The following is a 26766-nucleotide window of genomic DNA, read 5'->3' as shown; positions in this document are numbered from 1 at the left end:
CACCTCGGGATTGGCGGAGTCCGGCGGCAGGTCGCGCTCCCACAGTTCGAGCGGCTTCAACTGGTCGGCAAGTTCACGGAAGCTCTGCACGGCTGGGCAGGTCAGGCCCGGGACGCCCCGAGGAACCGCAGCACGGCCAGGACGCGGCGGTGGTCCGCGTCGACCACGGGCAGGTCGAGCTTGGCGAAGATGTTGTTGATGTGCTTCGCCACGGCGCTCTCGCCGACCACCAGCGCCTGCGCGATGCCGGCGTTGGAGCGCCCCTCGGCCATCAGGCCGAGCACCTCCCGTTCGCGGGGGGTCAGCCGCGCGAACGGGTCGTTGTCGCGCCGCAGCAGCAACTGGGCGACGACCTGCGGGTCCAGGGCCGTGCCCCCGTCCGCCACTCGCCGGACCGCCGCGACGAAGTCGGCGACGTCGGCGACCCGCTGCTTGAGCAGGTAGCCCACGCCACTGGTGTTCGCCGACAGCAGGTCCGCCGCGTACCGCTCTTCCACGTACTGCGAAAGCAGCACCACCGGCGTCCCCGGCCAGCGCCGGCGGATCTCCATCGCCGCCCGCACCCCCTCGTCGGTGAAGCCCGGCGGCATCCGGACGTCGATCAAGGCGAGTTCGGGCCGGTGCTCCGCCACTGCCGCCAACAGTCCCGCCGCGTCGCCGGCTTCCGCGGCGACCTGGAACCCGCCCATCTCCAGCACCTTGGTCAGGCCGACCCGCAGCAACACCGAATCCTCGGCGATCACCGCGCGCACGGCAGCTCCGCGGTGATGGTGGTGGGCCCGCCGGCGGGGCTGCTCACGTGGAAGGCCCCGTCGAGGGAGCCGACCCGCTTGGCCAGGCCGGTCAGCCCCGTGCCGGCGGCGGCGTCGGCACCGCCCAGCCCGTCGTCGGTGACGCGCACTCGCAGCACTTCGCCGACCTGCCGGACCATCACCTCGGCCCGCATCGCGTTGGCGTGCTTCGTGGCGTTGGTCAGCGCCTCGGAGACCACGAAGTACGCGACTGACTCCACGTTGGGCGCCACCCGCTCTTCCAGGTTGACCCGCAGCCGCACCGGCAGGGGCGTGCGGGCAGCCAGGCCGGACAACGCCGCGTCCAGACCTCGGTCGTCGAGCACGGCCGGGTGCAGTCCCCGCACCAGGTCAGCGAGTTCCGCGATCGCCTCCTTCGCCTCCAGGTGCGCGCTCGCGATGACCTCGCGGGCAGCACCCGGCAGGTCCGGGCGGGTGGCCATGGCCAGCCCCAGGTTGACCGCGAGGGACACCAACCGCTGCTGGGTGCCGTCGTGCAGGTCGCGCTCGATCCGGCGGCGCTCCGCGTCGACGGCCTCGATCAAGTCGGTCCGGCTCACGGCCAGCTGATCGACCCGCTCCTGCAGCCGCTGCGCCCGGCTGGGTCCGAGCAGGCCCGACGCCACCCGCGCCTCGGCCCGGGCCACTGCCCGCGCGGTCCAGGGCAGGGCGCACAGGAGGAGGAGTCCGGCCGCCGCGTAGGCCGGCAGCTGGGTCAGGGAGCCGAACCAGTCCCGGCGGATTCCGGTGGGCAGCGCCCATGACCAGGCGTAGGCGGTGACGCCGGCCAGGCACGCCGCCGCCGCCGCGAGCACCAGCAGCTCCAGCAGCGCGAGCAGCGGGCCCAGCAGGAGGTGGTAGCCGATCTTGCGCCAAGGCCGCGTCGCCGCGAGCCACCGGACGGTCGAGGCCCACGTCCGTTGTTCCGGCGCGACGGGGGTGAGCCGGGGGACGTCCACCCCGAGGAGCACCCGGTGGCGAGCCCGCTGAACGGCCGTCAGCACCGGGGCTCCGAGCAGGACCAGTGCGGCCGAGACGGAAACCGCGAGGAGCCAGTTCCCCGTGCGGGTGGTGGTCGCCGCCGCCCAGGACCACACGGGCACCAGCGCCAGGTGCGGCAGCACACCGGCGGCGAGAAAGCCGGTGTCCCGCCGCGTCCGCAGGACGGTGCGGCTCAGTCCGGCTGGAATCGTCATGGCACGACGCTAGGGCACCGCAGGAGGCCAGTGCCAGGAAACCTGCACCCGATTCCATGGTGAACCCAGTACCCGGTTCCGCTGCACCGTGGCCGGCCGGCGCGCAGCCATCCGGATCGGTGCGGTAGCAGGCACCACCACGAAGTCGGAACCACGGGCTACTGATTTCGGCCGGCTCCGGCGGCAAGGTTTCGCCGCAGGGCCGCCCGGCACGGCGTCGGCGGCAGCACCACGACGTTCGACGAAGGAGTTCCATGACCGGTCAGACGATGCCCCGGGCACGCACGGCGATGTCGCCGGGTGTCCGGGCGCGACCGCGGGTCAAGTGGGTGCCCGGCGTCCTGGGTGCCGTGGCGGCGGGCTTGGTGCCGTGGGTGTTCGTGCTGGGCCGGACCCTGCCCGCGACCACCGAGGTACGGCACTGGCCCGCCGCGTGGATCGGACTCGACCTGGCCGTGGCGCTCGGCTGCGCGACCACCGCGCGGTGGTACCACCGGGGTGATGCCCGCGCCCGCCTGTCGGCGTCGGCGGTCGCGGCACTCATGGCGATGGACGCCTGGTTCGACGTCCTCACGGCCCGCCCCGGCACCGAATTCAGCCGGGCCGTCGCCTGCGCGGTTCCGGAACTGGCCCTGGCCGGAGTGTGCACCTGGCTTGTGCTGCGCGACACGGAAGAACTGCCGTGACAACTGAACCGTCCGTTTCGCCGCGGTGAGGGGTGTTCCCGCCGTTTGTCACTCGATCGAGTAAAGCGCTGAGCCGGGCGTCATTCCCGGCGCGGGGTTCCGTCTTCCTCGGTGCGGCGGTAACCGGCCGGCACGCCCCCCGACCGGCCGGTTACCGCCGCGGGTTTCCCCGCCGGGCGGGGACAACCGCAGTCTGGGAGAGCGGGGTCCGGCGTTCCGGGAGCTACCGTCGGAGCATGACGATCCGACTCGCGCAGTGGCAGGCAGTGCGCGCGGCCTTCGCCACGGCAGGCGAGCGGTTCGCGACGGCCGTGGAGAACGCGCCGGACCCGCACGCGAAGGCCGTCGGCAAGTGGTCGGTGGCCGAGACGGCCGCGCACGTCGGCTGGATCGCCCTCGTCTACACCGTGATGGCCGGCGGTGACGGCGGCCCGCTGCCGCTGCCGGAACTGGAAGCGCCGATGGCGTCGGCGAACATCGAGACGGTGTCGGCGATGAACGAGATCGCGATGACCGCCTACCCCGAGCGCGACCCGCGGCGCCTGGCCGAGCGGCTGCGCGCGGACGTCGCGGAGGTCCTGCGGGTCACCCGGGACCTCGACCCCGACAAGCCGGTCTGGTGGCTGGGCGGCAGCCGCGTGCCACTGGCCGGCCTGCTCGCGCACCTGATCAACGAGCTCGAGATCCACGGCTGGGACGTCGCCCGCGCGAGCGGCGCGCCGTGGCGGATCGACCCGGTGAACGAAGCGTCGTTCCTCGAGCTGTTCTTCGTCGGCATGGTCCGCAACGACGTCGGAAGCCTGCTGGACTACGCCAAGCCGTCGCCGCGCCGGATCGCCGTCGAGTTCCGCTCGGCGTACACCACGCCGGTGGTGATGGTGCTGCAGAACGGCGGCCTGCGGGCGGAGGAACCCGACGGCAGCGCCGACGTCCGGCTCACCTTCGACCCGGCCGTGCTGGTGCCGATGATGTTCGGCCGGATCTCCCCGCTGCGCGCGGTCGGGACGGGCAAGGTCCGCGTGGGCGGCCGCCGCCCGTGGCGGCTGCCGGAGTTCCTCCGCACGGTTCACATGCCCTAGGTGTGCTGCGGACATCCCGCACCCGACGACCTGACACGGCCGGCCGGATCGGCTCCTCGGCAGCCTTTCACCCGCGCCGGCCGCGTCACCGATGAGAAATCCGCCGCCACGTCGTCAATTCTCGGTAGGCCCCTACCGGTGGAAGGATTGACGACCATGACCGACCCCGGATCGCCGGGCGCCGACGAGGCCGCGTTCATCGCGGCGGCCCGCTCGGGGGACGCCGCGCGGTTCGCGCTCGTCACCGAGCGCCACCGGCGTGAGCTGCACGTGCACTGCTACCGGATGCTCGCCAACTACGAGGACGCCCAGGACATGACGCCGGAGACGTTCCTGCGCGCGTGGCACAAGCGGGAGTCGTTCAAGGGCCACGCTGCGCTGCGGACGTGGCTGTACCGGATCGCGACCAACGTCTGCCTCGACTTCCTGGAAAAACGCGACTACCGCACACCCGTAGCCTCCGAGGTGCCTTACCTGCAGCCCTATCCCGACCGGATGCTTCCCGAGGATCCGCAGGAATCCGTGGTCGCGCGGGAGACGATCGAGCTCGCGTTCATCGTCGCCGTCCAGCGGTTGCCGCCGCGGCAGCGGGCGGTGCTCATCCTGCGCGATGTCCTCGGGTGGACGGCGCCGCAGGCCGCCGGCGCCCTCGAGCTGACCCTTGCCTCGGTGACCAGCGCGCTGCAGCGGGCGCGCGTGACCATGCGCGCGCAACTGCCCGACCGCCGCCTCGACTGGCGGAGTCCCGCCACCCACGAGCTGTCCGATGCCGAGCGCCGTGTGGTTCAGTCCTACATCGACGCCCACGAGCGCAACGACCTCGACGGGCTGGTCTCCCTGCTGCGCGACGATCTGCGCTTCGCGATGCTGCCCGATCCGGGCACCGTGCTCACCGGGGCCACGGACGCGGTGGACGGCTGGGTCTCCGGCGGGCTCTTCCAGCGCGGCCACGACGACTGGCGCGGGACCACCACGACGGTCAACCGCATGCCGGCCGCCGCGCTGTACCTGCGCGCCCCCGGCGATCCGGCGTACCGGCTGTTCGCCGTCGCGGTCCTGCACGTCGCCGACGGGAAGATCGCCGAGCTCACCGGGTTCGACGCCACCGGCAAACCCTGGCTGGGCCTGCCGCCGGCCCTGTGACCGGACGAGTTCCCGCCCGGGTTCATCGCCTCGTCTCGTACCGGGTCAGCAGCACGCCGCCGGGGAACGTCCGGGTCTCGGCCAGGGTCAGGTTCACCCAGCTGTCCAGCGCGGTGAAGAACGGCGTGCCGCCGCCCACCAACACCGGCACCGTGACCAGCACGTACTCGTCGATCAACCCGGCCCGCATGGCCGCCCCGGCCAGCGTCGCGCCGCCGATGTCTATCGGGCCGGCGTCCCCGGCCTTGAGCCGGGCGATCTCGGTGACCGCGTCGGCGGTGACCAGGCGGGCGTTCCAGCCGACCGGGCTGGTCGTCGAGGAGAACACCACCTTCGGCATGTCCCGCCAGCGGCGGGCGTACTCGATCGCCGCCGGGGTGGCGCCGGGCTGCCGGTCGGCGGTCGGCCAGTGGGAACTCATCGCCTCCCACAGCTTGCGCCCGTACAGCGCCAGGCCCGTCGCCGCCACCCGGTCCGACCACCACTGGAACAGCTCGTCGCTCGGCGACGAATCCGGTCCCCCACCCCCGCTCCAGCCGAGGTCGTCGCCGGGCGCGGCGACGTAGCCGTCCAGGGTCACGTTCATGGCGAAGGTCAGTTTCCGCATGTGTCACGCCTTCCGTGAGTTCGATCTCCCCCTTATAGACGGGCGGGGCGCGAAAACCTGATCGGCGCTCCGACGACGAGGAAATTGAGGAACGATCGTTCTTGACTGATCGTTCCTCAAAACGCTATCGTCGGGGCATGGGCAGGCGACGGGCGTTCGACGAGGACGAGGTGGTGCGCGCGGCCGTGGCGTTGTTCGGCGGCCGCGCGTACGACGGGGTGTCCGTCGACGACCTCGTCACCCACCTCGGCGTGCACCGCAACAGCCTGTACAAGACCTTCGGCAGCAAGCGCGGTCTCTACCTGGTCGCGCTGCGCCGTCACCTCGCCGACGACGTCCGTCCCCTGGTCGAAGCGCTCGCCGCGGCACCGGATGCCGCGACCGCGCTGCGGCTGGTCACGTCGGCCGACCTCGGGCTGCTGCTGCTCGCGGCGGTCGAACGGGCACCGGCCGACGAGGAGGTGGCCGCCGAAGTGAGCGCGGCGCTGGCCGCGGTCGACCAGGCGATCGCCGGCGCGCTCGGTGTTCCCCCGGCCTTGGCCGCCGCCCTCACGGCGGCCGCACTGGGCATCCACCTGCGCGGCGCCCCCGACGGTGTCGGCGCCGCGCTGGCCCGGCGCTTCGATTCTTCCGACTGACCGACTGACCGACTGACCCACCGACCCACTGACCGACTGACAAGGAAACCGGCATGGCACTGGTCCACATCGACGGCGACGATCTCGTTGTCGTCATCGAGGGTCTCGACAAGCTCTGGGCCCTCAAGAGCAGCCTGACCATCCCGCTGGCCAACGTCCGGGGCGCCACCGCGGACCCCGGCATCGCCGCCGATCCCAAGGGGATCCGCGCGCCGGGTGCCCACGTGCCCGGCGTGATCACGGCCGGCACCTTCCACCTCGACGGCGAAAAGGTGTTCTGGGACGTCAAGGACGCGGCGAAGGCCGTCGTGATCGAACTCGCCGACGAGCGCTACGCCCGCCTGGTCCTCCAAGTCGACAATCCGCGCGAAACCGTCGCACTGGTCGAGAACGCCTTGCGCTGAAGGACATCCGGCGCCGGGCAACCCCGGCCACGTCCTCGAGGGTTGATCCGCGTGTCCGATCGGACCTACCCTTCAGCGTCGAGGCCGAGGAGGACCGATGCGAGGCACCCACGGTAGGCGTGGCCAATTGGTGATCCTCTCCTGTGCGCTGTCCGCCGGGTTGCTGGCCGCGGCGAGCCCGGCCGCGGAGGCGGCCCAAGCGCCGCGGTACTCCCCCGGTGCGCCGGGCGCCGGGGATCCGTACTTCCCCGACATGGGCAACGGCGGCTACGACGTCGGCCATTACGACATCCGGCTCGCCTTCAGCCCCGACACCGGAGCGATCGACGCGACGACCACCGTTCTCGCCACCGCCACCCAGGATCTCTCCCGGTTCGACCTGGACTTCCAGGGGCCGCTGACGATCAGCAGGCTCTCGGTGAACGGCGTGACCGCCGCCTTCACCCGCAGCGGTGCCCAGGAGCTGGTGATCACCCCGCCGCACGGCCTGCGGAAGGGCAGCCCGTTCGTCGTCTCGGTGAGTTACGCCGGCGTCCCGCAGCGGATCGACGACCCGGCGCTCGGGGTCTCCGGCTGGGTCGCCACCAAGGACGGCGCGGTCGCGCTCAACCAGCCGATCGGCGCGGCGACCTATTACCCGGTCAACGACACCCCCGACGACAAAGCGACCTACACGCAGACCGTCACCGTGCCGGCCGGGCTCACCGTGCTGGCCAACGGCGAACCCGGGCCCACCACCACGCACGACCACCGGACCACCTTCCGCTGGTCCATGAACCGGCCGATGGCCAGCGAGCTGAGCATGCTCGCGATCGGCGACTACGACGTCACCCGCGGCGTGAGGGCCGGTGGCCTGCCGGACATCACCGCCATCGGCAAGTCCATCGACACCAAGCCGGGTCAGGGCGAGGTGTTCAACCGGACCACCGCGCAGGTCGTCGACTGGGAATCGTCGCTGTACGGGCCGTACCCGTTCGATTCGACCGGCGGCATCCTCGCCGACGTCGGCGTCGGCTACGCCCTCGAGACGCAGAGCCGGCCGGTCTACGACCAGGACACCAGCGACGTCGACGGCGACCTGCTCGCCCACGAACTCGGCCACCAGTGGTTCGGCGACAGCCTCACCCCGGTGCACTGGTCGGACATCTGGCTCAACGAAGGCTTCGCGACCTACTCGGAATGGCTCTACCAGGAAAAGTTCAACAACGTCCCGGTGCAGCAGACCTTCGCGAAGGCCTACGCCGACGAGAAGGACTGGACCGGCGTGGTCGCCGACCCCGGGCGTGACCACATCTTCGACGACCTCGTCTACAACCGCGGCGCGATGACCCTGCAGGCACTGCGCACGAAGATCGGCGACCGCGCCTTCTTCACCGTGCTCGACCGGTGGCCGGCGACGCACCGGTACGGCAACGTCTCGACGCGGCAGTTCATCGAGTTCGTCGAGCGGCTGACCCACCGCGACCTCGGCTCGTTCTTCCGGACCTGGCTCTACCAGCCGGGCAAGCCCGCACTCTGACCGCGTCAGGTGGTCTCCTGACGCAGGGCGGCCGCCAGCCACTCCTGGACCGCCGCCGTCTTGTCCGGGTCCGGCTCGGGGGTGCCGTTGACCCTGGCCACGAGGGTGCCGTACCGGACCACCAGGTCCGTGCCCGGCATCCGGGCGCGCAGCTGCGCCGATGCCGCCCGGTCGAAGCCGGCCATGCTGCGGCGGGCCTTGCCGACGTCGTGCTCACCGGTCATGGCGGCGACGAAGCCGGCCGAGTCGGCCACCATCCGCTCGGCGATGTCCCGGGCCTGCGGGGACTCCGGCGGCACGCCGGCCTGCTGCGCCGCCCGGGCCTCCAGGTAGAGGAGCCGCCGCCGCTCGGCGCGGGCGAGCATCTCCGGCGTGGCCATCAGCCTGCCCTGCTCGGTGGCGAACGCGCGGTGGAAGTGCGCCCGCAGCGCGGTGCGGAACTGGTCGTCCTGCACGATCTCGGCGAGTTCGATCCACGCCTCGAGCTGTTCGGTGGACGGCTCTTCCGGCAGGCGCGGCCGCCGGCTGCGCAGCCGGTCCAGGTAGCCGGGGTGGACGTCCAGGCCGTCGGTCACGAAGTCCCAGAACCGGCTGATGAGCCGGTCACGCTCGTCGTCGGACATCGACACGAGCTTGTGCAGCAAGCTCACCTGCTCGGCCGTGGTGGGTTGCCGCACGATGACCCGCAACACGGCCCGGCGCGCGCGGAACTGCCGGAGCTGGTCCTCGACCAGCCGCAGGTGCCGGACGGCCAACTCCTGCAGCGTGCTTTCCGCGGCCAGCACCCGGCGGATGTCCTCGAGACCCGCACCCAGGTCCCGCAGGCTGCGCACGAGTTCGAGCCGGGCGACGGCGTGCACGTCGTACTGCCGGAAGCCGCCTTCGGTGAGACGGGTGGGCGCGACGACACCCTCGTCGGCGTAGAACCTGATCGCACTCACGCTCAAACCGGTGCGGCGAGCGACGTCCCCGATGGGGTAGAGCTTGTCCATACCGCCACTGTGCTGTCTCGACCGGCTTGAGAGTCAAGGCAAGGCCGGTCAGGCCGACGCGAGGCGGCGGGCGGCGGCCGCACGCACGTCGGCGTTCTCGAGGGGACAATCACGCAGCCGGCCGAGCCGGCGGCGGACCTCACCGGTGAGCGGCGTGTGCCGCGCGGCGACCATCCGGACGTCGCCCTCGCAGTCGGCGAGCGCATCGGGCAGCAACGGCCGCGTGGCGTCCGGATCCAGGGTCAGCAACGCTTCCACGTAGGCGGCCCGTTCGTACGAGTGCGGGCTTCGGTGCCACAGCGAACGAAGCCTCGGCGCCGCCTCGGTGACGCCGAGGCGGGCGAAGCCGCGGGCCAAGGCGTCGTACCCGCACCAGTCGTCGCGGTCGCGGTCCAGGCGGTCGAGGGCGGCCAGCAGCGCGGGGACGTCGGCCACCGTCCCGTGCTCGGTCAGCGTGACCACCGCCGTCCACCACAGCGGATGAGCCGGACTGCGAGCCCACTGCCGAGCGTGTCGCACGGTCCGCGGGCCCAGCTTCGCGAGTGCGCGGACCAGGCCGATCCGCCTCGCGTCCGGGCGGGCCGCCAGCCGGTCGGCGACCTCGAGCAACCGCGGCTCCGGGTCGCGGTGACGCGCGAACTCGTGCAGCACCGCCGAGAGCAGTTCGGGGTGCGCATCCGGATCCGCGAGCAGGCCGAGCAACCCGTCGACCGGCGCGCCGCGATGGGGCAGGCTCGGACACCGCCGGGCGGGAGCCGGTCGGGCGCGCCCGACCAGGACGTCGATCCGGCGGTCCCGGCCCGCCCACGCCGGCCACGGATCCTGACCGGCGAAGACCTCCTCCGGAGCGGCGTCCGCCGCACGGCCGGCCACGATGGGCGCGAGGTCGTCCCACCACTCGCCGGGCCAGGCGCCGGCCACGGCCTGCAGGACCTCGATCCATTGTTCACCCTCGCCCACGTACCGGCGCAGAGCGTCCTTCGCCGCGGGAACCCCTGTCCGGGCGAGGGCGGCCAGCAGGTCGACGCTTTGACCGAACCGGTTGCCGTCGTAGCCGGAGGTCCGCCCGGTTCGCCAGAGCTGGTCGACGATCGGGTCGACGGGCAGCCCGACGTCGAGGACGAGCCGGACGAGGTAGGTCGTCCGCTCGTCGACCTGCCGGTCCCAGCGGTAGTCGCGGCGCACGCAGTCCAGCACGAGTTCCGGTGCGGCCCCACGGGCCGCGACCCGGGCGCCGGCCGCGCCCTGGCCGCGTTGCAGAGCTCCCCGCAGCGTCGTGGCGGACGCGTAGTGCCAGTGGTCGTCGGCATCCTCGGTCATCGACGGCCAGTGTGCGTGACCGCGCTTCCCGCGGCCAGCGGATTACCGGACGATCAGCTCGGGACCACGAACAAATGCGTCACGGCCGGGATGTGGTTGCCGATCAGGTTCACCTGATCGGCGTCGTAGGCCCCACGGCGGCGACTCCGGTGCGGTTCACGCGTTCCTCCGAGGCGATGGTGGGCGGCACGACGGGCCGCACGGGGCATCCGGGTGTCCCACGGTGAGGGGCCGGCAGCTCACGTGGCTGCCCCGGGACAGCAGTTTGACGACGCGGTAGCCCGGGCCGGCACCGGTGTGCACGGCGACCACCGACGTGGTGGTCCGCACGACGCCGTAGCCGGTGCACCGGCCGCCGGCCAGGACGGTCTGCGGTGACGCCGTCGTGGCGCCGGCGGCCACCGGGGTCACCACTCCGGCGAACAGCGCCGCTCCGGCGGCGACGGTCGCCGAAAGCTTCCTCATCCGTCCTCCTCGGTTCGTCCGTCCGCCGGGGCGGCGATCGACCCGGAGGCCATCTTCGAAGCCGGCCCCATACGTCCCCTACACGGCTGCTACAGCGCATATCCCCCGTTCGGCCCAGCTGAGACCCCGAACGCTCTGCTACGCTGCGTAGTCGTCGGGGCGAGGGGGTGGGAGCCTTGGGGGACACGGCACGGTTCGGGATCCTGGGTCCGCTGCAGGTGACGAACGCCGGACGGCCGCTGAAGCCGGCGGCGCCGCGGCAGCGGGCTCTGCTCGCCGCGCTGCTGCTCCGCACCCCGCAGCCGGTCGGCCTCGGCGCTCTCGTCGACGCGCTGTGGGGCGAACGCCCGCCGGCCTCGGCCGTCGCGAACGTGCACACCTACGTGAGCCGGTTGCGCCGCGACCTCGCCGAGATCGGCCTGACCGACGTGCTCGTCACCGACCGTGGCGGGTACCGCCTGCTGGTCGAACCCGACCAGCAGGACAGCCGGGTCTTCCGGACCACGGCCGAGGAGGCGCGCACGGCGCTGGCCGCGGGTGACGCCGTCAAGGCGGTGGCCATCTGGGAGGAGGCCTGGTCCTGCTGGCGCGGGGAACCGCTGGAGGACGTCCCCTGCGCCGGCTGGCTCGAAACCGAGGTGGTGCGGCTGGAGCAGCTGGCCGCCGCGGCCCGCGAGGACTTCGCCGACGCACGCCTGGCGGCCGGCCAGTACCGCACCCTCGTCCCCGAGCTGGCCGCGCTGGTGCGGCGGCTGCCGTTGCGGGAGGGGCTCTGGCAGCGGCTGATGCTCGCCCAGCACCACGCCGGGCGGCGGGCCGAGGCCCTGGACACCTACCGGGAACTGCGGGGCGTGCTCGTCGAAGCGCTCGGCGTCGAGCCGGGCGAGCCGGTCCGGGAGCTGCACGAAGTGATCCTGCGCGGTACGCCGCCCGAGGCGGGCACCGCGGTGCGGCCGATGCAGCTGCCGCCCGACATCGACGACTTCACCGGACGGGCGGCCGAAGCGGCCGAACTGCGCCGCCTGCTGACCCGGCCGGCCCGCTCGGTGGTCGCGGCCATCACCGGCAAGGCGGGGGTCGGCAAGACGGCACTGGCCGTCCGCGTGGCGCACGACGTCGGCGCGCACTTCGGCGGCGGCCAGCTCTACGTCCGGATGGGCGGCACCGGCTCGTCGCCGCGGGAGCCGTCCGCCGTGCTCGCGACCCTGCTCGTCGCCTTCGGCGTGCACCCGCACGCGGTGCCGGAGGACTTCGAGGCCCGTGCCGCGCTGTACCGGTCGCAGCTGGCGGCCCGGCCGGTGCTGATCGTGCTGGACGACGTCGCGAGCATGGCGCAGGTCCGGCCGCTGCTCCCGGGATCGGCGGGCTCGGCCGTGCTCGTCACCAGCCGCGTGCAGCTGGTGGCCGCGCACACGGTGTGCCTCGACGTGCTCGGCCCGGCGGAATCGGTGCGGCTGCTGTCGTCGATCGCCGGTCCGGCGCGGACGACCGCCGAGCCGGCCGCCGCCGCCGCGGTGGCCCGGTACTGCGGCAACCTCCCGCTGGCGCTGCGCATCGCCGCGTCCCGGCTGGCCCGCCGCGGCCAGTGGACGGTGGGCAGGCTGGCCGAACGGCTCGCCGACGAGGGCACCCGGCTCAACGAACTGCGCATCGACGACCTGGAGGCGCGGGCCAGCCTGGCGTGGAGCTACGAGGCGCTCGACGAGGTGCAGCAGCGGGCGTTCCGCCTGCTGGGCCTGCTCGACGTCGCCGACTTCGCCGCCTGGGTCCTCGCCGCGCTGCTGGAGGTCGAGCTGCCGGTGGCCGAAGACGTCCTCGACAGCCTGGCCGACGTGCACCTGCTGGAGGTCGCCGGCACCGACGCGGCCGGGCAGGTCCGCTACCGCTTCCACGATCTGCTGCGCGTGTTCGCCCGGGAACGCGCCGGTTCCGCCGACTCCCCCGCCGAGCGGACGGCCGCCCTGCGCCGGGCGTTCGGCGCCTGGCGGGACCGGGCCGTGCGCGCGGAAGCCGGTCTGCCGTGCCGGTTCCTCAAGGTGCGGCTCTCCGGGCACGGGCACGACGGCCCGCCGACGGCCGAGCCGCTCGCCTGGCTGGACGCCGAGCGGGACGCCCTCGTCGCCGTGCTCGAACAGGCCCTCCGTCTCGGCATGACCACCCCGGCCTGCGACATCGCCTGCGCCCTGACGACGTTCTTCGACCTGCGCAGCCACTACGACCTGTGGCAGCACACCCACGAACTCGCGCTGGCGGCCGCCGTCGGGGCCGGGGCGCGGCGCAGCCGGGCGATCCTGCACCAGGGCCTCGGCGCGCTGGCGTTCTACCGGGGCCGCTACGACGAAGCGAGCGAGCACTTCGCCCTGGCGCAGGTCCTGTTCGGCGAACTCGGCGAGCACCGGGGGCGCGCGTACGCGAACCTGGGCCTCGGCAGCGTGCACCTGTTCCACGGCGACCTCGAAGAAGCGGCCGCCGCGCTCGAACGGGCCCGGGCGGGCTTCGACGGCTGCGCGGACGCCGGGGGCCGGGCCTTCGCCCTGCAGGGGCTCGGCATCGTCCACCGGGACCGGGGCAGGCTCGAAGAAGCCGCGCGGTGCCTGGACGAGGCGCTCACGACCTTCCGCCGCCTGGGCAGCCGGTACGGCCAGGGCTGCGTGTCGTTCAGCCTCGGGCTGCACCACAAGGCCCGGGGTGACCGCGAAGCGGCCGAGCGGGCCCTGGCCGAAGCCATCGAGCTGTTCGACGCCGCGTCCTGCCCGCGCGACGAAGCGCTGGCCCTGCACGTGCTCGCCGCCACCTGCGCCGAGCAGGGCGACGGGGACCGGGCGTCGACGCTGATGGCGCGGTCGCTGGCGGTCTTCGCGCCCGAAGACGGCAGCGTCGCCGACGCCTGCGCCCAGTACAGCTTCGGCTGGGTGGCTCACCGCAACCGGCGCGCGGACGAAGCCGCCGGCCGCTTCGACCGGGCGTCGCGGCTGTTCGAGCGGTTCGGCATGGCGAAGCACCGGGAACGGGCCGCTGCCGCCCAGCGCCTGCTCGGCCTCAGCGTCCCGGGCCGGTGAAGGTGATCGTGCCGGTCAGGTGGCGTTGCACGAGGACGAAGACCAGCAGGCAGGGCAGCCCGGTGATGGTGGCCATGGACATCGTCTCCGCGGCGGTCAGCCGGCCTGAGTCCAAAGTGGACAATCCGACGGTCAGCGTGCGCATCCGATCGGAGCCCGTGGCCACCAGCGGCCACAGGAAGTCGTTCCAGTGCCACAGGAAGACGAACACGCCGAGCGTGGCGAGCACCGGGCGGCACAGCGGCAGCACGATGCCGAGGTACACCCGCCAGTCCCCCGCCCCGTCGACGCGGGCGGCGTCGAAGACCTCGCCGGGCAGCGCGCGGATGAACTGGCGCAGCAGCAGGACGGCCTGGGCGTTGGCCAGCGTCGGGACGATCAGGCCCCAGTAGGTGTCCGACCAGCCGAGCCGGGAGATCACCACCACCGACGGCATCAGCAGGGCGTGGAAGGGCACCATCACCGTGGACAGCAGCGACCACAGCAGCGCGTCCCGGCCGGCGAAGCGCTTGCGGGCGAACACGTACGCGGCCATCGACGCCGAAACCAGCACGGCCGCGGCCGACACCACCGAGTAGACCACCGTGTTCGCCGTCCAGCGCAGGAAGCTCCCGGTCGAGAGCACCGCGGTGAGGTTGCCGAGGGTGAGCGAGGTGGGCAGCCGGTCCGGCAGCGTCGGGGCGTTGCGCGGCGAGAGCGCCACGAGCAGCATCAGCAGGAACGGGCCGATCGCCACCAGCGAAGCCAGCGCCAGCAGGGCGGCGGGCCCGAGGCGGCGCATCACGGGTTCCGGCCGAAGGCCCGGCGCTGGGTGAGCGACACCAGCAGGACGATGGCCCACACCGCCACCCCGGCCGCCGCGGCGCGGCCGACGTCGAAGTAGCGGAAACCGAAGTCGTACACCGCGTAGCCCAGCGTGTAGCTGGCCCGGACCGGGCCGCCGCCGGTCAGCACGTAGACGGTGTCGAAGACCTGGAGCGCCCCCACGGTTTCCACCACGACCACGAAGAACAAGGCGGGCCGCAGCGCGGGCAGCAGCACGTGCCGGAAGCGCTGCCCGGCGCTCGCGCCGTCGACCTTCGCCGCCTCCAGGCAGTCGGCCGGTGCGTTCCGGATCCCCGCGAACAGGATCAGCATCGCGTAGCCGAATCCCTTCCAGGCGCCCACCACGGCCAAGGCGGGCAGCACCAGCGACGGCTGCTCGAGGAAGCCGGTGGGTTCGAGCACCCACCGCCAGACGACGGCGGAGAGCACCAGGCTGGTGGCGTAGGGCGCGAACAACGCGGCGCGGAAGAGACCGCGGCCGCGCGGCACGGCGTGCAGCAGCAACGCCGTGCCCAGCGCGACCACCACGGTCAGCGGCACGTAGACGGCGGCGTAGCCGAGCGTGGTGCGCAGGCTGCCCAGGAAGACGGCGTCCCGGGCGAGGCTGCGGTAGTTCTCCGCGCCCACGAACCGCCAGTCCCCGCCGAGGTGGTAGTCGGTCAGGCTCAGCCCCACCGCGCCCAGCATCGGCACGAACCGGAACATCGCGAACAGCACGAGCACCGGGAGCAGGAAGACGAGCACGGTCAGCGGCTCGCGCCACCGCCTCATCGGCCGCTGCCGAGCAGGGCGTCGGCCTCTCCGGCGGCGTCGGCGAGCGCCTGCTCCGGGGTCGCGCGGCCCAGGAGCGCGGCCTGCACGTGCGGTGCGAGCAGGCCCATCACCTTGCGCGCCTGGGGGTGGTTGTCCCCGGCGGAGGCGAACGGGAGCGCCTGGGCGAAGTCCCGGTCCACCTGGTCGGCCGGCGGCGAGGAGCCGTCCCAGGGCGGGAAGTAGCCGGATTCGGCGCACAGTTCGCCGACCACGGACGGCGACATGAGGTAGGCGAGCAGTTTCCGCGCCGCGTCCGGGTTCTTGGCCCGGCGCAGCAGGGACAGCCCGCCGGGCGTCCCGAAGGTCACCCGCGACCGGCCCCGCAACGGCAGCCCGATCGCGACGTTCTGCGCGCCGAACGCGGCGATGACCCCGCGCGCCGCGGACTCGGTCATGGCGTGGGCCATCGCCGCCCGGCCCGTCGCCACGGCGTCGCCGGCCACCGCCGTGCGCTTGGTCGCGGCGTCCGGCGGCAGGCCGTGCACCTTCTCGAGGTCGGCCAGGAACCGCAGCGCCGCAACACCTTCCGGGGAGGCGAACGCGCTTTTCCGGCCGTCCGGGGTGAACACGCGACCGCCCGCCTGCCACAGCAGCGGGTAGAAGGTGAGGTTGAGCGTTTCCTCGGTGGACCCCGCGTAGTCGAGCACCGGGATGCCGTGGGCGGCGAGCTTCGGCGCGGCCGCCTCCACCTCGTCCCACGTCCGCGGCAGGTCCGTGATCCCCGCTTCCGCGAACAGCTTCCGGTTGTAGACGGTCGTCGTCACGGTCCGGTACAGCGGCACGCCGTAGGCCTGCCCGTCGACCGTGAGCGCCTCGACCACCCGCGGCGGGAACGGGCGCCGGCCGCCCGCGAGCACATCGGTTACCGGCAGCAGCACGTTTTCCCCGACGTACTGGGGGATCATGTCCGGCTGCAGCAGGACGACGTCGGGGCCGGTGCCCGCCACCAGGGCGGCACCCAGCTTTTCCTGCCGGCTCGCCCACGGCTGCAGCTCGACGTCCAGGTCGATCCCGGACTCGCGTTCGAAGCCGGTTTCGACCCGGTGCCAGAAGGCCACGCTCCGGGCCTGGTCGGTGATGACCGGGTACATCCACAGCGTCACCGCGCCGCTGTCGCCGGAGCCGCACGCCACGACGGCGGCCGCGATCAGCACGGCGGTCATGAGCAGCGCCGGCGTCCTCACGCGGTGGCTCCCGGTCCGATGCCGAAGAGGCGGGCCGCGTTGCGCCACATCACGTGCTCGTACTCCTCGTCGGTCAGGTCGGCCTCCAGCACCACGCCCATCGCGATCGCGGGGTCGACCAGGGTGCTGTCCGTGCCGAACAGCAGCTGCGCGAGGGGGATCCGGTCGAGTGCGTACCGGAACCGGCCACGATCGGTGATCGAGCAGCACGGTTCCAGGTAGAGCCTATCGCTGCGGCCGGCCGCTTCGACCGCCGCCCGCCACGCCGGGCCGCCCATGTGGCCGGCGATCACCCGCAGCCGCGGGAGCCGCTCCAGCACGTCGACCAGGCCCAGCACGCTTTCGTCCCAGGTGTGCACGAGCACCGGCAGCCCGGCGTCGGCGGCCAGCGCCAGCGCGTCCCGGACCGCCCCCGACAGCAGCGGCTGCCCCGAGTAGGTCGTGTGCACCTTGACCCCGACGAACCGGCCGGAGGGCCGGTACTTCTCCAGTTCCCGCGCGGCGGCGGCGAGGTCGTTGGGGTTGACCACGACGTAGCCGAGCAGCCGCGGCTGGGTCCGGAGCACCTCCGCCAGCCACCGGTTGCCGGCCACCACGTCGTAGGTGACCGCCTCGGACGCGGAGACGATCTGCCGGTCGATGCCGTAGCGGTCCATCAGGGCGAGGTTCAGCTCGACGCTCCCCACGTCGGTGCTGAAGAACCACGGCCCGGCGTGGCCGTGCACGTCGATGATCACGCCGGGTCCGCCAGCCACGCCGTGGCGGTGCCGCCCGCCACCTGCCGCCACGCCTGCTCGTCGAGCCCGGCGGTGCGCAGCCGCAGCGCCGAGGACCAGACGTCGTTCAGCGGCGCCCGCGACCCGTAGGCGAGGTGGTGCGCGCCGACCTCGCCCGCGATCCGCTCGATGGAGTCGGGGCCGCACAACACCCGCGTCGAGGCCACGAACCCAGGTTCGCGGCGGGCGAGCACGACGAAGTCCGCCACCCGGTAGGCGTGGACGTCGAGGAAGCAGACCCGCGCGCCCCGGCCGGCGAACGGCCGCCAGAACCGGCTGAAGTCCCCGCTGGTGAGCAGCACCATCCCGTGCGCGACCGCGACGTCCACGACGTGCGCGAGGCCGGGAGAGTCCGGTTCGATCCACTGCTCGGGTGGGAAGAGCCGCAGCAGCCGCACCCCGGCGGCGGCCAGCCGCCCGATCTCGGTCTCGGCGGTCAGCGCGTCGCGCACGTCGACGGCACCGACCGGGACGAGGCCCGCGCGTTCGCCGGCTTTGCGCGTTTCGTCGTTGCCGGAGCAGGCGTCGAACAACGCCCCCCGCAGCGAGCAGACCAGCCCCCGCCGGATCCGGTGTTTGGCGTGCAACGCGGCCGCCGCGTCGAGCGACGCGTCGAGCTGCCGGCTCGGCACCGCCCCGAACAGCACGTCGACGTCGACGTCGATGTCCTCCCGCCCGGCCGGCACCGGCGGTAAAGGTGACCTGCTCACGTCCCTCCCCGTCCTCCACGGATGGGGGAAGCGTGCTGGCCGGTGCTACACGATCGCTACATGAGCAGTGCGCCCCACGGGGTCCGCCGCGCGGTCATCCGGCGAAGGGGACCGCGGCCGCGAACTCCCACGGGCCGCCGACGTACCGCCAGACGGTCAGGCCGGTCGCGGTCGCCGTCGGTGGCCCCGGATCGCGCCGCACCTGCCGGAGGGTCTCCGCCGCCGTCTCGGGAGCGACCTTGTTCTGGACCGTCACGTGCGGCTTCAGCGGCTGGGCGTCCTGCGCCGTCAGCCACGACGACCAGCGCGTCCGCAAGGCCGCGTGCAGCCGCACCAGCGCCGGCGACACGACGTCGAGCGCGACGCCGCGGCCGAGTGACCGCACGCCGGCCACCGTCAGCTCGAACGGCGCCGTGCCGCCCGCCACTTCCGCGCTGCCGGTGAGGATCGCCGCCAGGTGCTCGCCCGGGAGCGCGTGGAACAGCGTCAAGTGGGCGTCGACGTGCAGCCGCTCCGGCGGGAACCACCGGCGGCGCAGGGCGTTCCAGGCGGTCTGGGCCCGCTCGTCGACCGCCAGGGTCACCACCAGCGGCTCCGGTTTCCCCGCCGTCACGACCCCGCCAAGGCGTCTTCGACCGCCGCCCTGCGCTCGAATTCGCGCCGGTAGTGGCGGTTCGGCCACAGGCCCGCGACCGTCTGCCGGTTGCCCGCCTCCTCCATCAGGGAAGCCCAGGCCTCGCGGGAGGCGGCGCCGGGCGGGAGACGGGACTGCTCGACCATTCGCGGCTCGCGATCGTTCGGTGCGTCGGATGGAGCCCCGTTCGCCTCCCGCGTCAGGCCGCTTCGATCGCCTCGGCGAAGCGCTGCGGCAGCAGGCGGATGACGCGCAGCGCCCGGCTGCCGGGGTCGACCCGGACGGTGCAGGCGATGCCGCGCTCGAGGGCGAGCAGGTAGCCGTGCTCGACCGCCGCCAGGCCCGTCGCGCTGAGGAACTGCACGCCGCGCAGGTCGATCACCAGGTGGGTGAGGGCGTTGGTGGTCTGGGCGACGAGCAGTTCGCGCAACCGCGGGGCGGTGGCGAGGTCCAGCTCCCCGGCGACTTCGACGACGGCGGTGCCCGGCTCGGGCCGGTGGGTGGCGAGGCGGAGCATGTCCGGCGACTCGACCGCGGGCAGCGTGGAGGGAGAGGTGGTCATGGTGGCCTGCTTTCGTCGGCCACACCCTAGGTACAACGCTGAAGTGGAACCGCGGAACAGGCCGCGCGACAACTGATGCCCCGAGCGCAGGGGAAAAACCGTTCCGGCCGTCGGCTTGACCGTTGCCCCCAGCATAGGGCATCCGGCGTCCCGGGAACAGGACCCGGGATTGCTTGCCCAAGCAACCGGATCGCGGTAGAAGTGGCAACAGGACCGATCGCGTCCGTTCACTTTTCAGGGGAGAAGCAATGCCACTCGGGTTCACCCTTCCGGTCTTCGGCAAAGCGGCAGCCACACCGGGCGGGATCGCGCGGTACGCGCGCGAAGCGGAACGGGCCGGCGCGGCCGGTCTCTGGGTCGGCGACCGGTTGCTGTCGCCGGTCGCCCCGGTCGTGTCGTACCCGGGCTACGAGACCATGCCCGAGGAGTTCCACACGGCGCAGGACCCGTTCACCGCGCTGGCCATCGCCGCCGCCGTGACCGAGACCGCGGTGCTCGGCTCCAGCACCATCAACGCGACCCAGTACCAGCCCGCGAACTTCGCCAGGCTGCTGACCAGCATCGACGTCGCCAGCAACGGCCGGCTCCTCCCCGGGCTGGGCATCGGCTGGTCGCCGGACGAGTACGACGCCGTCGGCGTGCCGATGGCCGAGCGCGGCAAGCGGCTCGACGACCTGCTGGACCTGCTCGAGAAGTGGTGGTCCGAGGACACCGTGGCCCACGAGGGCGTCGGCTACACCGTCGCGGAGTCCCACGTGGGCCTGAAGCCGGTGCGCAAGCCGCCGATCCACCTGGCGGGCTTCAGCGAGCGGTCACTGCGCCGCGTCGCCGAGCGGGCCGACGGCTGGCTCCCGGTGTGGTCGGTGCCCGAACAGTTCCCCGCGGACGTGCTCACCTCGACCTTGGCCAAGCTCCGCGCCGACGCCGAGCGCGCCGGCCGCGACCCGCAGGCACTCGGCGTCGCCCTGCGCGTGAACGCCGCCCCCGGCACCAAGGCGGAGGAGATCGCCGAGTCGGTCAACCGGATCGTCGAACTGGTGGCGCCGGACCACACGTTCGTGGACCTGGCGTACCTGACCGACAGCATCGAGGGCCAGCTCGACCTCACCGGCCGGCTGCTCGAGCTGAGCGCCAAGGGTTGAGCGCTCCGGCGCGGGAACCCCTGGGCGGAAAGGGTTCCCGCGCCGAGACCCGCCCGAGCCGTCAGGCGATCGCGCGGACCCTGCTCGTGGCGTCCCTCCCGCAGGGCTACGACACGATGCCGAGCCGGATCTTCTTCGGCGGCGAGACCACCGGCGTCACCCTTTCCGGCGACGGGGTTGTTCGGCGTGCAGGCCGGTGGTTACCGGGAGCGGGCCGCCCGGACCGGGCGGGCGGACGAGCCGTCGCCGGCTTGACTCATGTCAGGATCCTGACATACGGTGGGCGTGTCAGGAACCTGACACGAAAGGAGCTCCACCGTGCCCGTCACCGGCCCCGACTTCATCTCCCTCCAAGCGAGTGACCTCGCCGCGTCGCAGGCGTTCTACGAGCAGTACCTCGGTCTCGTCCGCGCACCGGCCGGACCGCCGCACGCCGTCGTCTTCGAGACGAAGCCGATCGCGTTCGCCCTGCGGGACGTCGTTCCCGGCACCGACCTCGCTTCCGCACCCCAGCCCGGCATCGGGGCCGCCATCTGGCTGCACGCCACGGACGTCCAGGCCATCCACGACGCGCTGGCCGCCGACGGTCACCCCATCGTTTCCGCGCCGATCGACGGTCCCTTCGGCCGGACGTTCACCTTCGCCGACCCCGACGGCTACCGGATCACCCTCCACGACCGCGGCTGACCGGCCGGAAAACGAAAGTTTCGGCGGGAAATCCGTTCTTTTCGAAACCGGAACCGTTTCACGCGGACGACGGGGAATAACCACAAAACCTTTCCGGTGATTGGTTGAAGTTTGTCCGGATCGGGGATAGGCTGCGGACATCCTGGGAGCGCTCCCACATGAACCACCACCGCTCGTTCATTCCGAGAACGGAGGCTCATCCATGCGCAAGCGCACCTTCTCCGGCGCCGGTCGGCGGGGGCTCGTCGCCCTCGTCGCCGCCGGGCTGGCCTGCCTGTTCGCCGGCGTCCCCACCGCCTCGGCGCACGGGACCATCGTCGACCCCGCCACCCGGGCCTACCAGTGCTGGCGGGACTGGGGCAGCCAGCACACGAACCCGGCCATGCAGCAGCAGGATCCCATGTGCTACCAGGCTTTCCAGGCCAACGCCGACACCATGTGGAACTGGATGAGCGCCCTGCGGGACGGGCTGCACGGCAACTTCCAGGGCGCGACGCCCGACGGGCAGCTGTGCAGCAACGGCCTGGCGCGCAACAACTCCCTGAACACGCCGGGCGCGTGGCGGGCCACCAGCATCGGCAGCACGTTCTCGATGCACCTGTACGACCAGGCCAGCCACGGCGCCGACTTCATCCGGGTCTACGTCAGCAAGAACGGCTACGACCCCACCACCCAGCGCCTCGGCTGGGGCAACCTCGACCAGGTCACGCAGACCGGCCGCTACGCCCCGGCGAAGGACATCAACTTCACCGTCCAGACGTCCGGCGCCTACCGGGGCCACCACGTCATCTTCACGATCTGGCAGGCTTCGCACCAGGACCAGACGTACATGTGGTGCAGTGACGTGAACTTCGGCTGACCGCGGGAACACGTGCCGCATTGAACAGAACCCTTCTGTTCAATGCGGCACGTGTTCTTTCCTGACCGATCCTGAGCGTTTCGCTTCGGAACCCTGGCCGGTTCCCCCGCGAGGGTGTTACCAGTGTGTCCAAGCTGCGCAGGGATCCGGGAAGGAACGAACCGATGAGACCGACCCACTCCGTGTTCCGCAGGACGCTGGCGAAAGCGTTCCGGCTGGTGGCGCTGGCCACGCTCGCGGCCGGCCTGCTGAGCGCCGTCCCGCCGCAGGCCCAGGCGTCCACCGCCGCGTTCAAGGGCGTCAACTGGGCCGACCCGCGGGACAACTTCGTCAACGGCGTGCTCTACGTGTCCGGGCTCGGCGCCTCGGACACCTACGCCTCGGCCGCCACGACGGCGAACCAGGTCGTGGGCCAGCTGTACTCGATCACCGGCGCCGACACCGTCCGGATGCCGGTCAACGAACCGACCGTCTCCGGTTACTGGGGTACCTACACCGGGGCGATCGACACCGCGCTCGCCAAGGGCAAGGTCATCCTGGCGTACTGGGCCTACACCGGCGGGAAGCCGCCGGACACGGCCCGCTTCCAGCAGATGTGGGACACGATCGTCGCCAAGTACGGCAGCAACCCGAACGCCTACTTCGAAGTCATCAACGAGCCGTACGCCTACAGCGCGGGCGCCCTGAACGACTTCTACACCGCCTGGCTGGCGCGCTACCCCGGGGTGCCGCGCGGCCGGGTGATCCTCGACGGCACCGGGTACGCCCAGAACGTCCCCGCGGTCGGCGGTGACCGGCGGCTCGACGGGACGCTGCTGGCCGCCCACGACTACTCCTTCTTCGCGGGCTACGAAAGCGAAACCGAGTGGGCCGACCACCTCGGCGGCTACATCGGCGGGTACGCCGACCGGACCGTCGTCACCGAGTGGGGCGGGCCGATGTCCCCCGGCAGCAAGAACGGCGTGCACTACGACACCATCGACTACAGCGTCCCGAGCGGGTCGTTCTTCGCCGACTACATCCGGGGCGTCAGCGCGAAACTGCGCAGCCTCGGCGCCGGCAGCGTGTACTGGCCGGGCCTGCGCGACGGCGACTGGTACAGCCTGACGACCAAGGCCGGGACCGGGGACGGCATCCGGCTCACGCTGTCGAACCCCAGCGGGCTGACCCGGCTGCGGTACGCGTGGGGCCTCGGCACCGGGGGCGGCACCTACGTGCGGATCGTCAACGCCGCCACCGGTCTCTGCGTCGACGGCCTGGGGCGCACCGCCGGCGGCTCCGCGGCCGGCCAGGCGAGCGGCGACCCCGCCCGGTTCGACCAGCAGTGGGTCATCGAGAACTCCGGCAACCGGGTGCGCATCAGGAACCGCGCCACCGGCCTGTACCTCGACGGCGCCGGCCGGACCACCAGCGGCGCCGCGGTGGGTCAGTACGCCGGGAGCGGCAGCGCCAACCAGCAGTGGTCGGTGGTGACGGACGCGAACAACGTCCGCATCCGCAACGGCGCCACCGGGGAGTACCTCGACGGCATGGGCCGCACCGGCAGCGGAGCCGACCTCGCCCAGTACGGGGACAGCAGCAGCGCCAACCAGCGGTGGCGCATCGTCGCCGCGGGCTGAACCGCACCGGGCGGGGCCGCGCTCCCGGCCTCGCCCGGCCGTTCCGCACCCGATCGCCGGATTTGCCCGGTCTTCTTGCGCGCATGCATGTTTTGCCGAACGCAAGAGCGTCTAATCCTGGGCGAGCGGTCCGACGGCCACGCCGTCGCGTCGTGGGAAGGAGCGGAGCAATGCGAGCACTGACCGTCGTGCCGGAACAGCAGGGGTCCCTGCGGGTCGACACGGTCCCCGATCCGCGGCCGGCGCAGGGCGAACTGCTCGTGCGGGGTCTCGCCCTCGGCGTGTGCGGCACGGACAAGGAGATCGCCCGCGGCGAATACGGCTGGGCGCCGCCCGGCCGGGACCGCCTGGTGCTGGGCCACGAATCACTCGGGCAGGTGCTCGCCGCCGCCGGGGACTTCGCCGAGGGCGACCTCGTCGTCGGGGTCGTCCGGCGCCCCGACCCCGTGCCGTGCGGCGCGTGCGCGGCCGGGGAGTTCGACATGTGCCGCAACGGCCGCTACACCGAGCGCGGCATCAAGCAGCTCGACGGCTACGGCAGCGAACTGTGGACCGTCGAGGCGGACTACGCGGTCCGTCTCGATCCGCGCCTGCGGGACGTCGGCGTGCTGATGGAACCCACGACGGTGGTCGCGAAGGCCTGGGAGCAGATCCAGCGGGTGGGGGAACGCGCCTGGTTCGAGCCGCGGCGGGTGCTGGTGACCGGCGCGGGCCCGATCGGGCTGCTCGGCGCGTTGCTGGGCGTGCAGCGCGGTCTCGACGTCCACGTGCTCGACCGCGTCACCGACGGGCCCAAGCCCCGGCTGGTCGAGGCGCTCGGCGCGACCTACCACCACGACCCGGCCGACAAGGTGCTGTCCGCGCTCGAACCCGACATCGTCCTGGAGGCCACCGGCGTCGGCTCGCTGGTGTTCGACGCGATGGCGGGCACCGGCCCGTACGGGATCGTCTGCCTCACCGGCGTCTCCCCCACCGGCCGGAACCTCACCGTGGACGCCGGGACCATCAACCGCGAGATCGTCCTGGAGAACAACGCCGTCATCGGGTCGGTGAACGCCAACCTCCGCCACTACCGGGCCGCCGCCGACGCGCTCGGCCGCGCGGACCTGGACTGGCTGGGCGGACTCGTCACCCGGCGGGTGCCCCTGGCCAGGGCCGCCGACGCCTTCAAAGCCTCCGAAGCCTCCGAAGCCTCCGACGACGACGTCAAGGTCGTCATCGACCTCGAAGGGGCGCACTGAGATGGCCCTGATCGAGGACTACGCCCTGCTGGGTGACCTGCACACGGCCGCCCTGCTGTCGCGCGAGGGCGCGATCGACTGGCTCTGCCTGCCGCGCTTCGACTCCCCGGCCTGCTTCGCCGCGCTGCTGGCCGACGAGCACGCCGGCACCTGGCGGCTCGCGCCGGCGAGCGGCGGCCCCGCGACCCGGCGCTCGTACCGCGGTGATTCGCTCATCATGTCGACCGAGTGGGACACCCCGGACGGCACGGTCCGCATCCTGGACTTCATGCCCCCGCGCGGGGAAGCCGCCGACGTCGTCCGGATCGTCGAGGGCGTGTCCGGGCGGGTGCCGATGCGCATGCTGCTGCGGCTGCGGCTCGACTACGGCTCCGTCATCCCGTGGGTGCGGAACGAGGACGGCGAGTTCGTGGCGATCGCCGGTCCCGACGCGATCCGGGTCCGCACCCCGGTGCCGCTGCACGGCGAAGACCTGGCCACGCACGCCGAGTTCACCGTCTCCGCCGGGGAGCGCGTCCCGTTCGTCCTCACCCACAGCGCCTCCTACCGGCCGCGCCCGCGGTTCGCCGACGCCGAAACCGCGCTGGCCGACACGGAACGCTTCTGGGCGGACTGGATCGGCCGGTGCCGCTACGACGGGCAGTGGCCGCCGGCGGTCCGGCGCGCCCTGATCACCCTCAAGGCCCTCACCCACGCCCCGACCGGCGGGATCGTCGCCGCGGCGACGACGTCCCTGCCGGAACAGCTCGGTGGGCCGCGCAACTGGGACTACCGCTACTGCTGGCTGCGCGACTCGACCTTCACGCTGCAGGCCCTGATCGGCACCGGCTACCACGAGGAAGCCAAGGCGTGGCGCGAATGGCTCGTCCGCGCCGTCGCGGGCGACCCCGCCGACCTGCAGATCATGTACGGCCTGGACGGCACCCGGCGGCTGGCGGAATCGACGCTCGACTGGCTGTCCGGCTACGAAGGCTCCACGCCGGTCCGGGTCGGCAACGCCGCGGCCGGCCAGTTCCAGCTCGACGTCTGGGGCGAGGTCCTCGACGGGCTGCACCTGGTCCGCGAAGCCGGGCTCCCGACGTTCCACCCGGCTTGGGACCTGCAGCGCGGGCTGCTCGACTTCCTCGAAAGCCACTGGGACCAGCCGGACAACAGCCTGTGGGAGGTCCGCGGGTCGCGCCGGCACTTCGTGCACTCCAAGGTGATGGCCTGGGCCGGCGTCGACCGCGCGGTGCACACGGTGCAGGCCCACGGCCTCGACGGGCCGGTCGCGGACTGGCGGGCCCTGCGCGAGAAGATCCACCAGGACGTCTGCGCCCACGGGTACGACGCCGACCGCGCCACGTTCACCCAGTTCTACGGTTCCCGCGGCCTCGACGCGGCGCTGCTGCTCATCCCCCGCGTCGGCTTCCTGCCCGCCGAGGACCCCCGGGTCCGCGGCACGGTGGACGCGGTCCGGGCGGAGCTGGCCCACGACGGGTTCGTCCGGCGCTACGACGCCGACGCCGACGGCGGCGTCGACGGGCTGCCCGGCGGCGAAGGCAGCTTCCTGGCGTGCAGCTTCTGGCTCGCCGACGCCCTCCACGCGACCGGTCGCACGGCCGAAGCGCGCGGGCTGTTCGAGCAGCTGCTGGGGCTGCGCAACGACGTCGGGCTGCTGGCGGAGGAGTACGACACCGAGGCGGGCCGCCAGGTGGGCAACACGCCCCAGGCGTTCAGCATGGTCGGGCTGGTCAACACCGCGCGGCAGCTCTCGGGTTCCGACACCGGCACCAACGCCCCGGGCGAGCACCAGCGCGCCTAGCCCGGCGCCTG

General features: G+C 72.7%; 27 protein-coding genes. 13 read left to right on the top strand and 14 right to left on the bottom strand.

The features are described from left to right. Positions 1-101: 101 nt before the first annotated feature. Together ACLJOU_RS31285 and ACLJOU_RS31280 are read right to left on the bottom strand one after the other, a co-directional pair. The gene (locus tag ACLJOU_RS31285) at positions 102-752 is read right to left on the bottom strand and encodes a response regulator (protein ID WP_410572359.1); all 651 of its coding nucleotides are present in this window, start codon (positions 750-752) and stop codon (positions 102-104) included. Further along, positions 740-1987 carry a sensor histidine kinase gene (locus ACLJOU_RS31280; protein WP_410572357.1) on the bottom strand — a complete coding sequence of 416 codons (1248 nt, stop codon included), beginning with the start codon at positions 1985-1987 and terminating at the stop codon, positions 740-742. The genes ACLJOU_RS31285 and ACLJOU_RS31280 overlap by 13 nt, the downstream gene beginning before the upstream one ends. 254 nt (positions 1988-2241) lie before the next feature. Here ACLJOU_RS31280 and ACLJOU_RS31275 point away from each other — a divergent pair, with 254 nt between their 5' ends. The 3 genes from ACLJOU_RS31275 (at position 2242) to ACLJOU_RS31265 (ending at position 4895) form a co-directional block, all read left to right on the top strand. Then, a complete protein-coding gene (locus ACLJOU_RS31275; protein ID WP_410572355.1) occupies positions 2242-2673 on the top strand; it encodes a hypothetical protein in 432 nt (143 codons plus the stop codon). A gap of 236 nt (positions 2674-2909) precedes the next feature. Further along, positions 2910-3752 carry a maleylpyruvate isomerase N-terminal domain-containing protein gene (locus ACLJOU_RS31270; RefSeq protein ID WP_410572353.1) on the top strand — a complete coding sequence of 281 codons (843 nt, stop codon included), beginning with the start codon at positions 2910-2912 and terminating at the stop codon, positions 3750-3752. A 156-nt stretch (positions 3753-3908) separates the two neighbouring features. Continuing rightward, positions 3909-4895: an RNA polymerase subunit sigma-70 gene (locus ACLJOU_RS31265; RefSeq protein ID WP_410572351.1), complete on the top strand. Its 987-nt coding sequence runs from the start codon at positions 3909-3911 to the stop codon at positions 4893-4895. Positions 4896-4917: 22 nt separating this feature from the next. Here the strand turns inward: ACLJOU_RS31265 and ACLJOU_RS31260 are convergent, their stop codons facing one another. After that, positions 4918-5502: a dihydrofolate reductase family protein gene (locus ACLJOU_RS31260; protein ID WP_410572349.1), complete on the bottom strand. Its 585-nt coding sequence runs from the start codon at positions 5500-5502 to the stop codon at positions 4918-4920. A gap of 137 nt (positions 5503-5639) precedes the next feature. Between ACLJOU_RS31260 and ACLJOU_RS31255 the strand changes: the two genes are divergently transcribed. From ACLJOU_RS31255 to ACLJOU_RS31245, 3 genes are all read left to right on the top strand, one after another. After that, entirely contained in the window at positions 5640-6140 is a 501-nt protein-coding gene (locus tag ACLJOU_RS31255) for a TetR/AcrR family transcriptional regulator (protein ID WP_410572347.1), read from the top strand. Positions 6141-6193: 53 nt separating this feature from the next. Further along, positions 6194-6544, top strand: a complete 351-nt coding sequence (locus ACLJOU_RS31250) for a hypothetical protein (RefSeq protein WP_410572345.1) — start codon at positions 6194-6196, stop codon at positions 6542-6544. Positions 6545-6641: 97 nt separating this feature from the next. Then, entirely contained in the window at positions 6642-8063 is a 1422-nt protein-coding gene (locus ACLJOU_RS31245; protein ID WP_410572343.1) for a M1 family metallopeptidase, read from the top strand. Between the two features lie 5 nt (positions 8064-8068). Here the strand turns inward: ACLJOU_RS31245 and ACLJOU_RS31240 are convergent, their stop codons facing one another. From ACLJOU_RS31240 to ACLJOU_RS31230, 3 genes are all read right to left on the bottom strand, one after another. Continuing rightward, positions 8069-9055 carry a MerR family transcriptional regulator gene (locus ACLJOU_RS31240; protein WP_410572341.1) on the bottom strand — a complete coding sequence of 329 codons (987 nt, stop codon included), beginning with the start codon at positions 9053-9055 and terminating at the stop codon, positions 8069-8071. Between the two features lie 48 nt (positions 9056-9103). Further along, positions 9104-10375 (bottom strand): hypothetical protein, encoded by a 1272-nt coding sequence (locus tag ACLJOU_RS31235; protein ID WP_410572339.1) that lies wholly within the window; start codon positions 10373-10375, stop codon positions 9104-9106. Between the two features lie 156 nt (positions 10376-10531). Then, positions 10532-10840 carry a hypothetical protein gene (locus tag ACLJOU_RS31230; RefSeq protein ID WP_410572338.1) on the bottom strand — a complete coding sequence of 103 codons (309 nt, stop codon included), beginning with the start codon at positions 10838-10840 and terminating at the stop codon, positions 10532-10534. Between the two features lie 176 nt (positions 10841-11016). Here ACLJOU_RS31230 and ACLJOU_RS31225 point away from each other — a divergent pair, with 176 nt between their 5' ends. Beyond that, positions 11017-13899 carry a BTAD domain-containing putative transcriptional regulator gene (locus ACLJOU_RS31225; protein WP_410572336.1) on the top strand — a complete coding sequence of 961 codons (2883 nt, stop codon included), beginning with the start codon at positions 11017-11019 and terminating at the stop codon, positions 13897-13899. On the opposite strand, the gene ACLJOU_RS31220 is transcribed toward ACLJOU_RS31225, so the two are convergent. The 8 genes from ACLJOU_RS31220 to ACLJOU_RS31185 all read right to left on the bottom strand — a co-directional run bounded on the left by ACLJOU_RS31220 (position 13880) and on the right by ACLJOU_RS31185 (position 19403). Further along, entirely contained in the window at positions 13880-14680 is an 801-nt protein-coding gene (locus ACLJOU_RS31220; RefSeq protein ID WP_410572335.1) for a carbohydrate ABC transporter permease, read from the bottom strand. The genes ACLJOU_RS31225 and ACLJOU_RS31220 overlap by 20 nt on opposite strands. Continuing rightward, on the bottom strand, positions 14680-15495 hold the full coding sequence (locus ACLJOU_RS31215) for a carbohydrate ABC transporter permease (RefSeq protein ID WP_410572333.1): 816 nt from the start codon (positions 15493-15495) through the stop codon (positions 14680-14682). The genes ACLJOU_RS31220 and ACLJOU_RS31215 overlap by 1 nt, the downstream gene beginning before the upstream one ends. Next, positions 15492-16721 carry an ABC transporter substrate-binding protein gene (locus ACLJOU_RS31210; protein ID WP_410572331.1) on the bottom strand — a complete coding sequence of 410 codons (1230 nt, stop codon included), beginning with the start codon at positions 16719-16721 and terminating at the stop codon, positions 15492-15494. The genes ACLJOU_RS31215 and ACLJOU_RS31210 overlap by 4 nt, the downstream gene beginning before the upstream one ends. After that, the gene (locus ACLJOU_RS31205) at positions 16718-17458 is read right to left on the bottom strand and encodes an amidohydrolase family protein (RefSeq protein ID WP_410572329.1); all 741 of its coding nucleotides are present in this window, start codon (positions 17456-17458) and stop codon (positions 16718-16720) included. Before ACLJOU_RS31205 ends, ACLJOU_RS31210 begins: the two co-directional genes overlap by 4 nt. Next, positions 17455-18207: a hypothetical protein gene (locus ACLJOU_RS31200; protein ID WP_410572328.1), complete on the bottom strand. Its 753-nt coding sequence runs from the start codon at positions 18205-18207 to the stop codon at positions 17455-17457. The genes ACLJOU_RS31205 and ACLJOU_RS31200 overlap by 4 nt, the downstream gene beginning before the upstream one ends. Before the next feature lie 94 nt (positions 18208-18301). Next, positions 18302-18820, bottom strand: coding sequence for a 2'-5' RNA ligase family protein (locus ACLJOU_RS31195; RefSeq protein WP_410572326.1), 519 nt, complete (start codon positions 18818-18820; stop codon positions 18302-18304). Beyond that, complete coding sequence (locus ACLJOU_RS31190) at positions 18817-18987, bottom strand: hypothetical protein (protein ID WP_410572325.1); 171 nt, start codon at positions 18985-18987, stop codon at positions 18817-18819. Before ACLJOU_RS31190 ends, ACLJOU_RS31195 begins: the two co-directional genes overlap by 4 nt. A 53-nt stretch (positions 18988-19040) precedes the next feature. Further along, the gene (locus ACLJOU_RS31185) at positions 19041-19403 is read right to left on the bottom strand and encodes an STAS domain-containing protein (RefSeq protein ID WP_410572324.1); all 363 of its coding nucleotides are present in this window, start codon (positions 19401-19403) and stop codon (positions 19041-19043) included. 248 nt (positions 19404-19651) lie between these two features. On the opposite strand from ACLJOU_RS31185, the gene ACLJOU_RS31180 reads away from it, so the two are divergent. The 6 genes from ACLJOU_RS31180 (at position 19652) to ACLJOU_RS31155 (ending at position 26755) form a co-directional block, all read left to right on the top strand. Then, the gene (locus ACLJOU_RS31180; RefSeq protein WP_410572323.1) at positions 19652-20545 is read left to right on the top strand and encodes a TIGR03619 family F420-dependent LLM class oxidoreductase; all 894 of its coding nucleotides are present in this window, start codon (positions 19652-19654) and stop codon (positions 20543-20545) included. A gap of 318 nt (positions 20546-20863) precedes the next feature. Beyond that, a complete protein-coding gene (locus tag ACLJOU_RS31175; protein WP_410572321.1) occupies positions 20864-21232 on the top strand; it encodes a VOC family protein in 369 nt (122 codons plus the stop codon). A gap of 202 nt (positions 21233-21434) precedes the next feature. After that, entirely contained in the window at positions 21435-22091 is a 657-nt protein-coding gene (locus tag ACLJOU_RS31170) for a lytic polysaccharide monooxygenase (protein WP_410572319.1), read from the top strand. A gap of 164 nt (positions 22092-22255) precedes the next feature. After that, a complete protein-coding gene (locus tag ACLJOU_RS31165) occupies positions 22256-23710 on the top strand; it encodes an RICIN domain-containing protein (RefSeq protein WP_410572318.1) in 1455 nt (484 codons plus the stop codon). 170 nt (positions 23711-23880) lie between these two features. Then, entirely contained in the window at positions 23881-24951 is a 1071-nt protein-coding gene (locus ACLJOU_RS31160) for a glucose 1-dehydrogenase (protein WP_410572316.1), read from the top strand. A gap of 1 nt (position 24952) precedes the next feature. After that, on the top strand, positions 24953-26755 hold the full coding sequence (locus tag ACLJOU_RS31155) for a glycoside hydrolase family 15 protein (RefSeq protein ID WP_410572315.1): 1803 nt from the start codon (positions 24953-24955) through the stop codon (positions 26753-26755). Positions 26756-26766: the final 11 nt, after the last annotated feature.

Origin of the sequence: Amycolatopsis sp. cmx-4-61 (assembly GCF_046548775.1) — a bacterium.
Taxonomy (GTDB): Bacteria; Actinomycetota; Actinomycetes; order Mycobacteriales; family Pseudonocardiaceae; genus Amycolatopsis.
Note: the sequence above shows the minus strand (reverse complement) of the source record. Positions and strands in the feature narration are given on the sequence as shown.

Bases quoted from the DNA above. Each gene is read 5' to 3' on its own strand.
- ACLJOU_RS31280 (WP_410572357.1), bottom strand. From the start codon at position 1,987: ATGACGATTCCAGCCGGACTGAGCCGCACCGTCCTGCGGACGCGGCGG.
- ACLJOU_RS31275 (WP_410572355.1), top strand. From the start codon at position 2,242: ATGACCGGTCAGACGATGCCCCGGGCACGCACGGCGATGTCGCCGGGT.
- ACLJOU_RS31270 (WP_410572353.1), top strand. From the start codon at position 2,910: ATGACGATCCGACTCGCGCAGTGGCAGGCAGTGCGCGCGGCCTTCGCC.
- ACLJOU_RS31265 (WP_410572351.1), top strand. From the start codon at position 3,909: ATGACCGACCCCGGATCGCCGGGCGCCGACGAGGCCGCGTTCATCGCG.
- ACLJOU_RS31260 (WP_410572349.1), bottom strand. From the start codon at position 5,502: ATGCGGAAACTGACCTTCGCCATGAACGTGACCCTGGACGGCTACGTC.
- ACLJOU_RS31255 (WP_410572347.1), top strand. From the start codon at position 5,640: ATGGGCAGGCGACGGGCGTTCGACGAGGACGAGGTGGTGCGCGCGGCC.
- ACLJOU_RS31250 (WP_410572345.1), top strand. From the start codon at position 6,194: ATGGCACTGGTCCACATCGACGGCGACGATCTCGTTGTCGTCATCGAG.
- ACLJOU_RS31245 (WP_410572343.1), top strand. From the start codon at position 6,642: ATGCGAGGCACCCACGGTAGGCGTGGCCAATTGGTGATCCTCTCCTGT.
- ACLJOU_RS31240 (WP_410572341.1), bottom strand. From the start codon at position 9,055: ATGGACAAGCTCTACCCCATCGGGGACGTCGCTCGCCGCACCGGTTTG.
- ACLJOU_RS31235 (WP_410572339.1), bottom strand. From the start codon at position 10,375: ATGACCGAGGATGCCGACGACCACTGGCACTACGCGTCCGCCACGACG.
- ACLJOU_RS31230 (WP_410572338.1), bottom strand. From the start codon at position 10,840: ATGAGGAAGCTTTCGGCGACCGTCGCCGCCGGAGCGGCGCTGTTCGCC.
- ACLJOU_RS31220 (WP_410572335.1), bottom strand. From the start codon at position 14,680: ATGCGCCGCCTCGGGCCCGCCGCCCTGCTGGCGCTGGCTTCGCTGGTG.
- ACLJOU_RS31215 (WP_410572333.1), bottom strand. From the start codon at position 15,495: ATGAGGCGGTGGCGCGAGCCGCTGACCGTGCTCGTCTTCCTGCTCCCG.
- ACLJOU_RS31190 (WP_410572325.1), bottom strand. From the start codon at position 18,987: ATGGTCGAGCAGTCCCGTCTCCCGCCCGGCGCCGCCTCCCGCGAGGCC.
- ACLJOU_RS31185 (WP_410572324.1), bottom strand. From the start codon at position 19,403: ATGACCACCTCTCCCTCCACGCTGCCCGCGGTCGAGTCGCCGGACATG.
- ACLJOU_RS31180 (WP_410572323.1), top strand. From the start codon at position 19,652: ATGCCACTCGGGTTCACCCTTCCGGTCTTCGGCAAAGCGGCAGCCACA.
- ACLJOU_RS31170 (WP_410572319.1), top strand. From the start codon at position 21,435: ATGCGCAAGCGCACCTTCTCCGGCGCCGGTCGGCGGGGGCTCGTCGCC.
- ACLJOU_RS31165 (WP_410572318.1), top strand. From the start codon at position 22,256: ATGAGACCGACCCACTCCGTGTTCCGCAGGACGCTGGCGAAAGCGTTC.
- ACLJOU_RS31160 (WP_410572316.1), top strand. From the start codon at position 23,881: ATGCGAGCACTGACCGTCGTGCCGGAACAGCAGGGGTCCCTGCGGGTC.
- ACLJOU_RS31155 (WP_410572315.1), top strand. From the start codon at position 24,953: ATGGCCCTGATCGAGGACTACGCCCTGCTGGGTGACCTGCACACGGCC.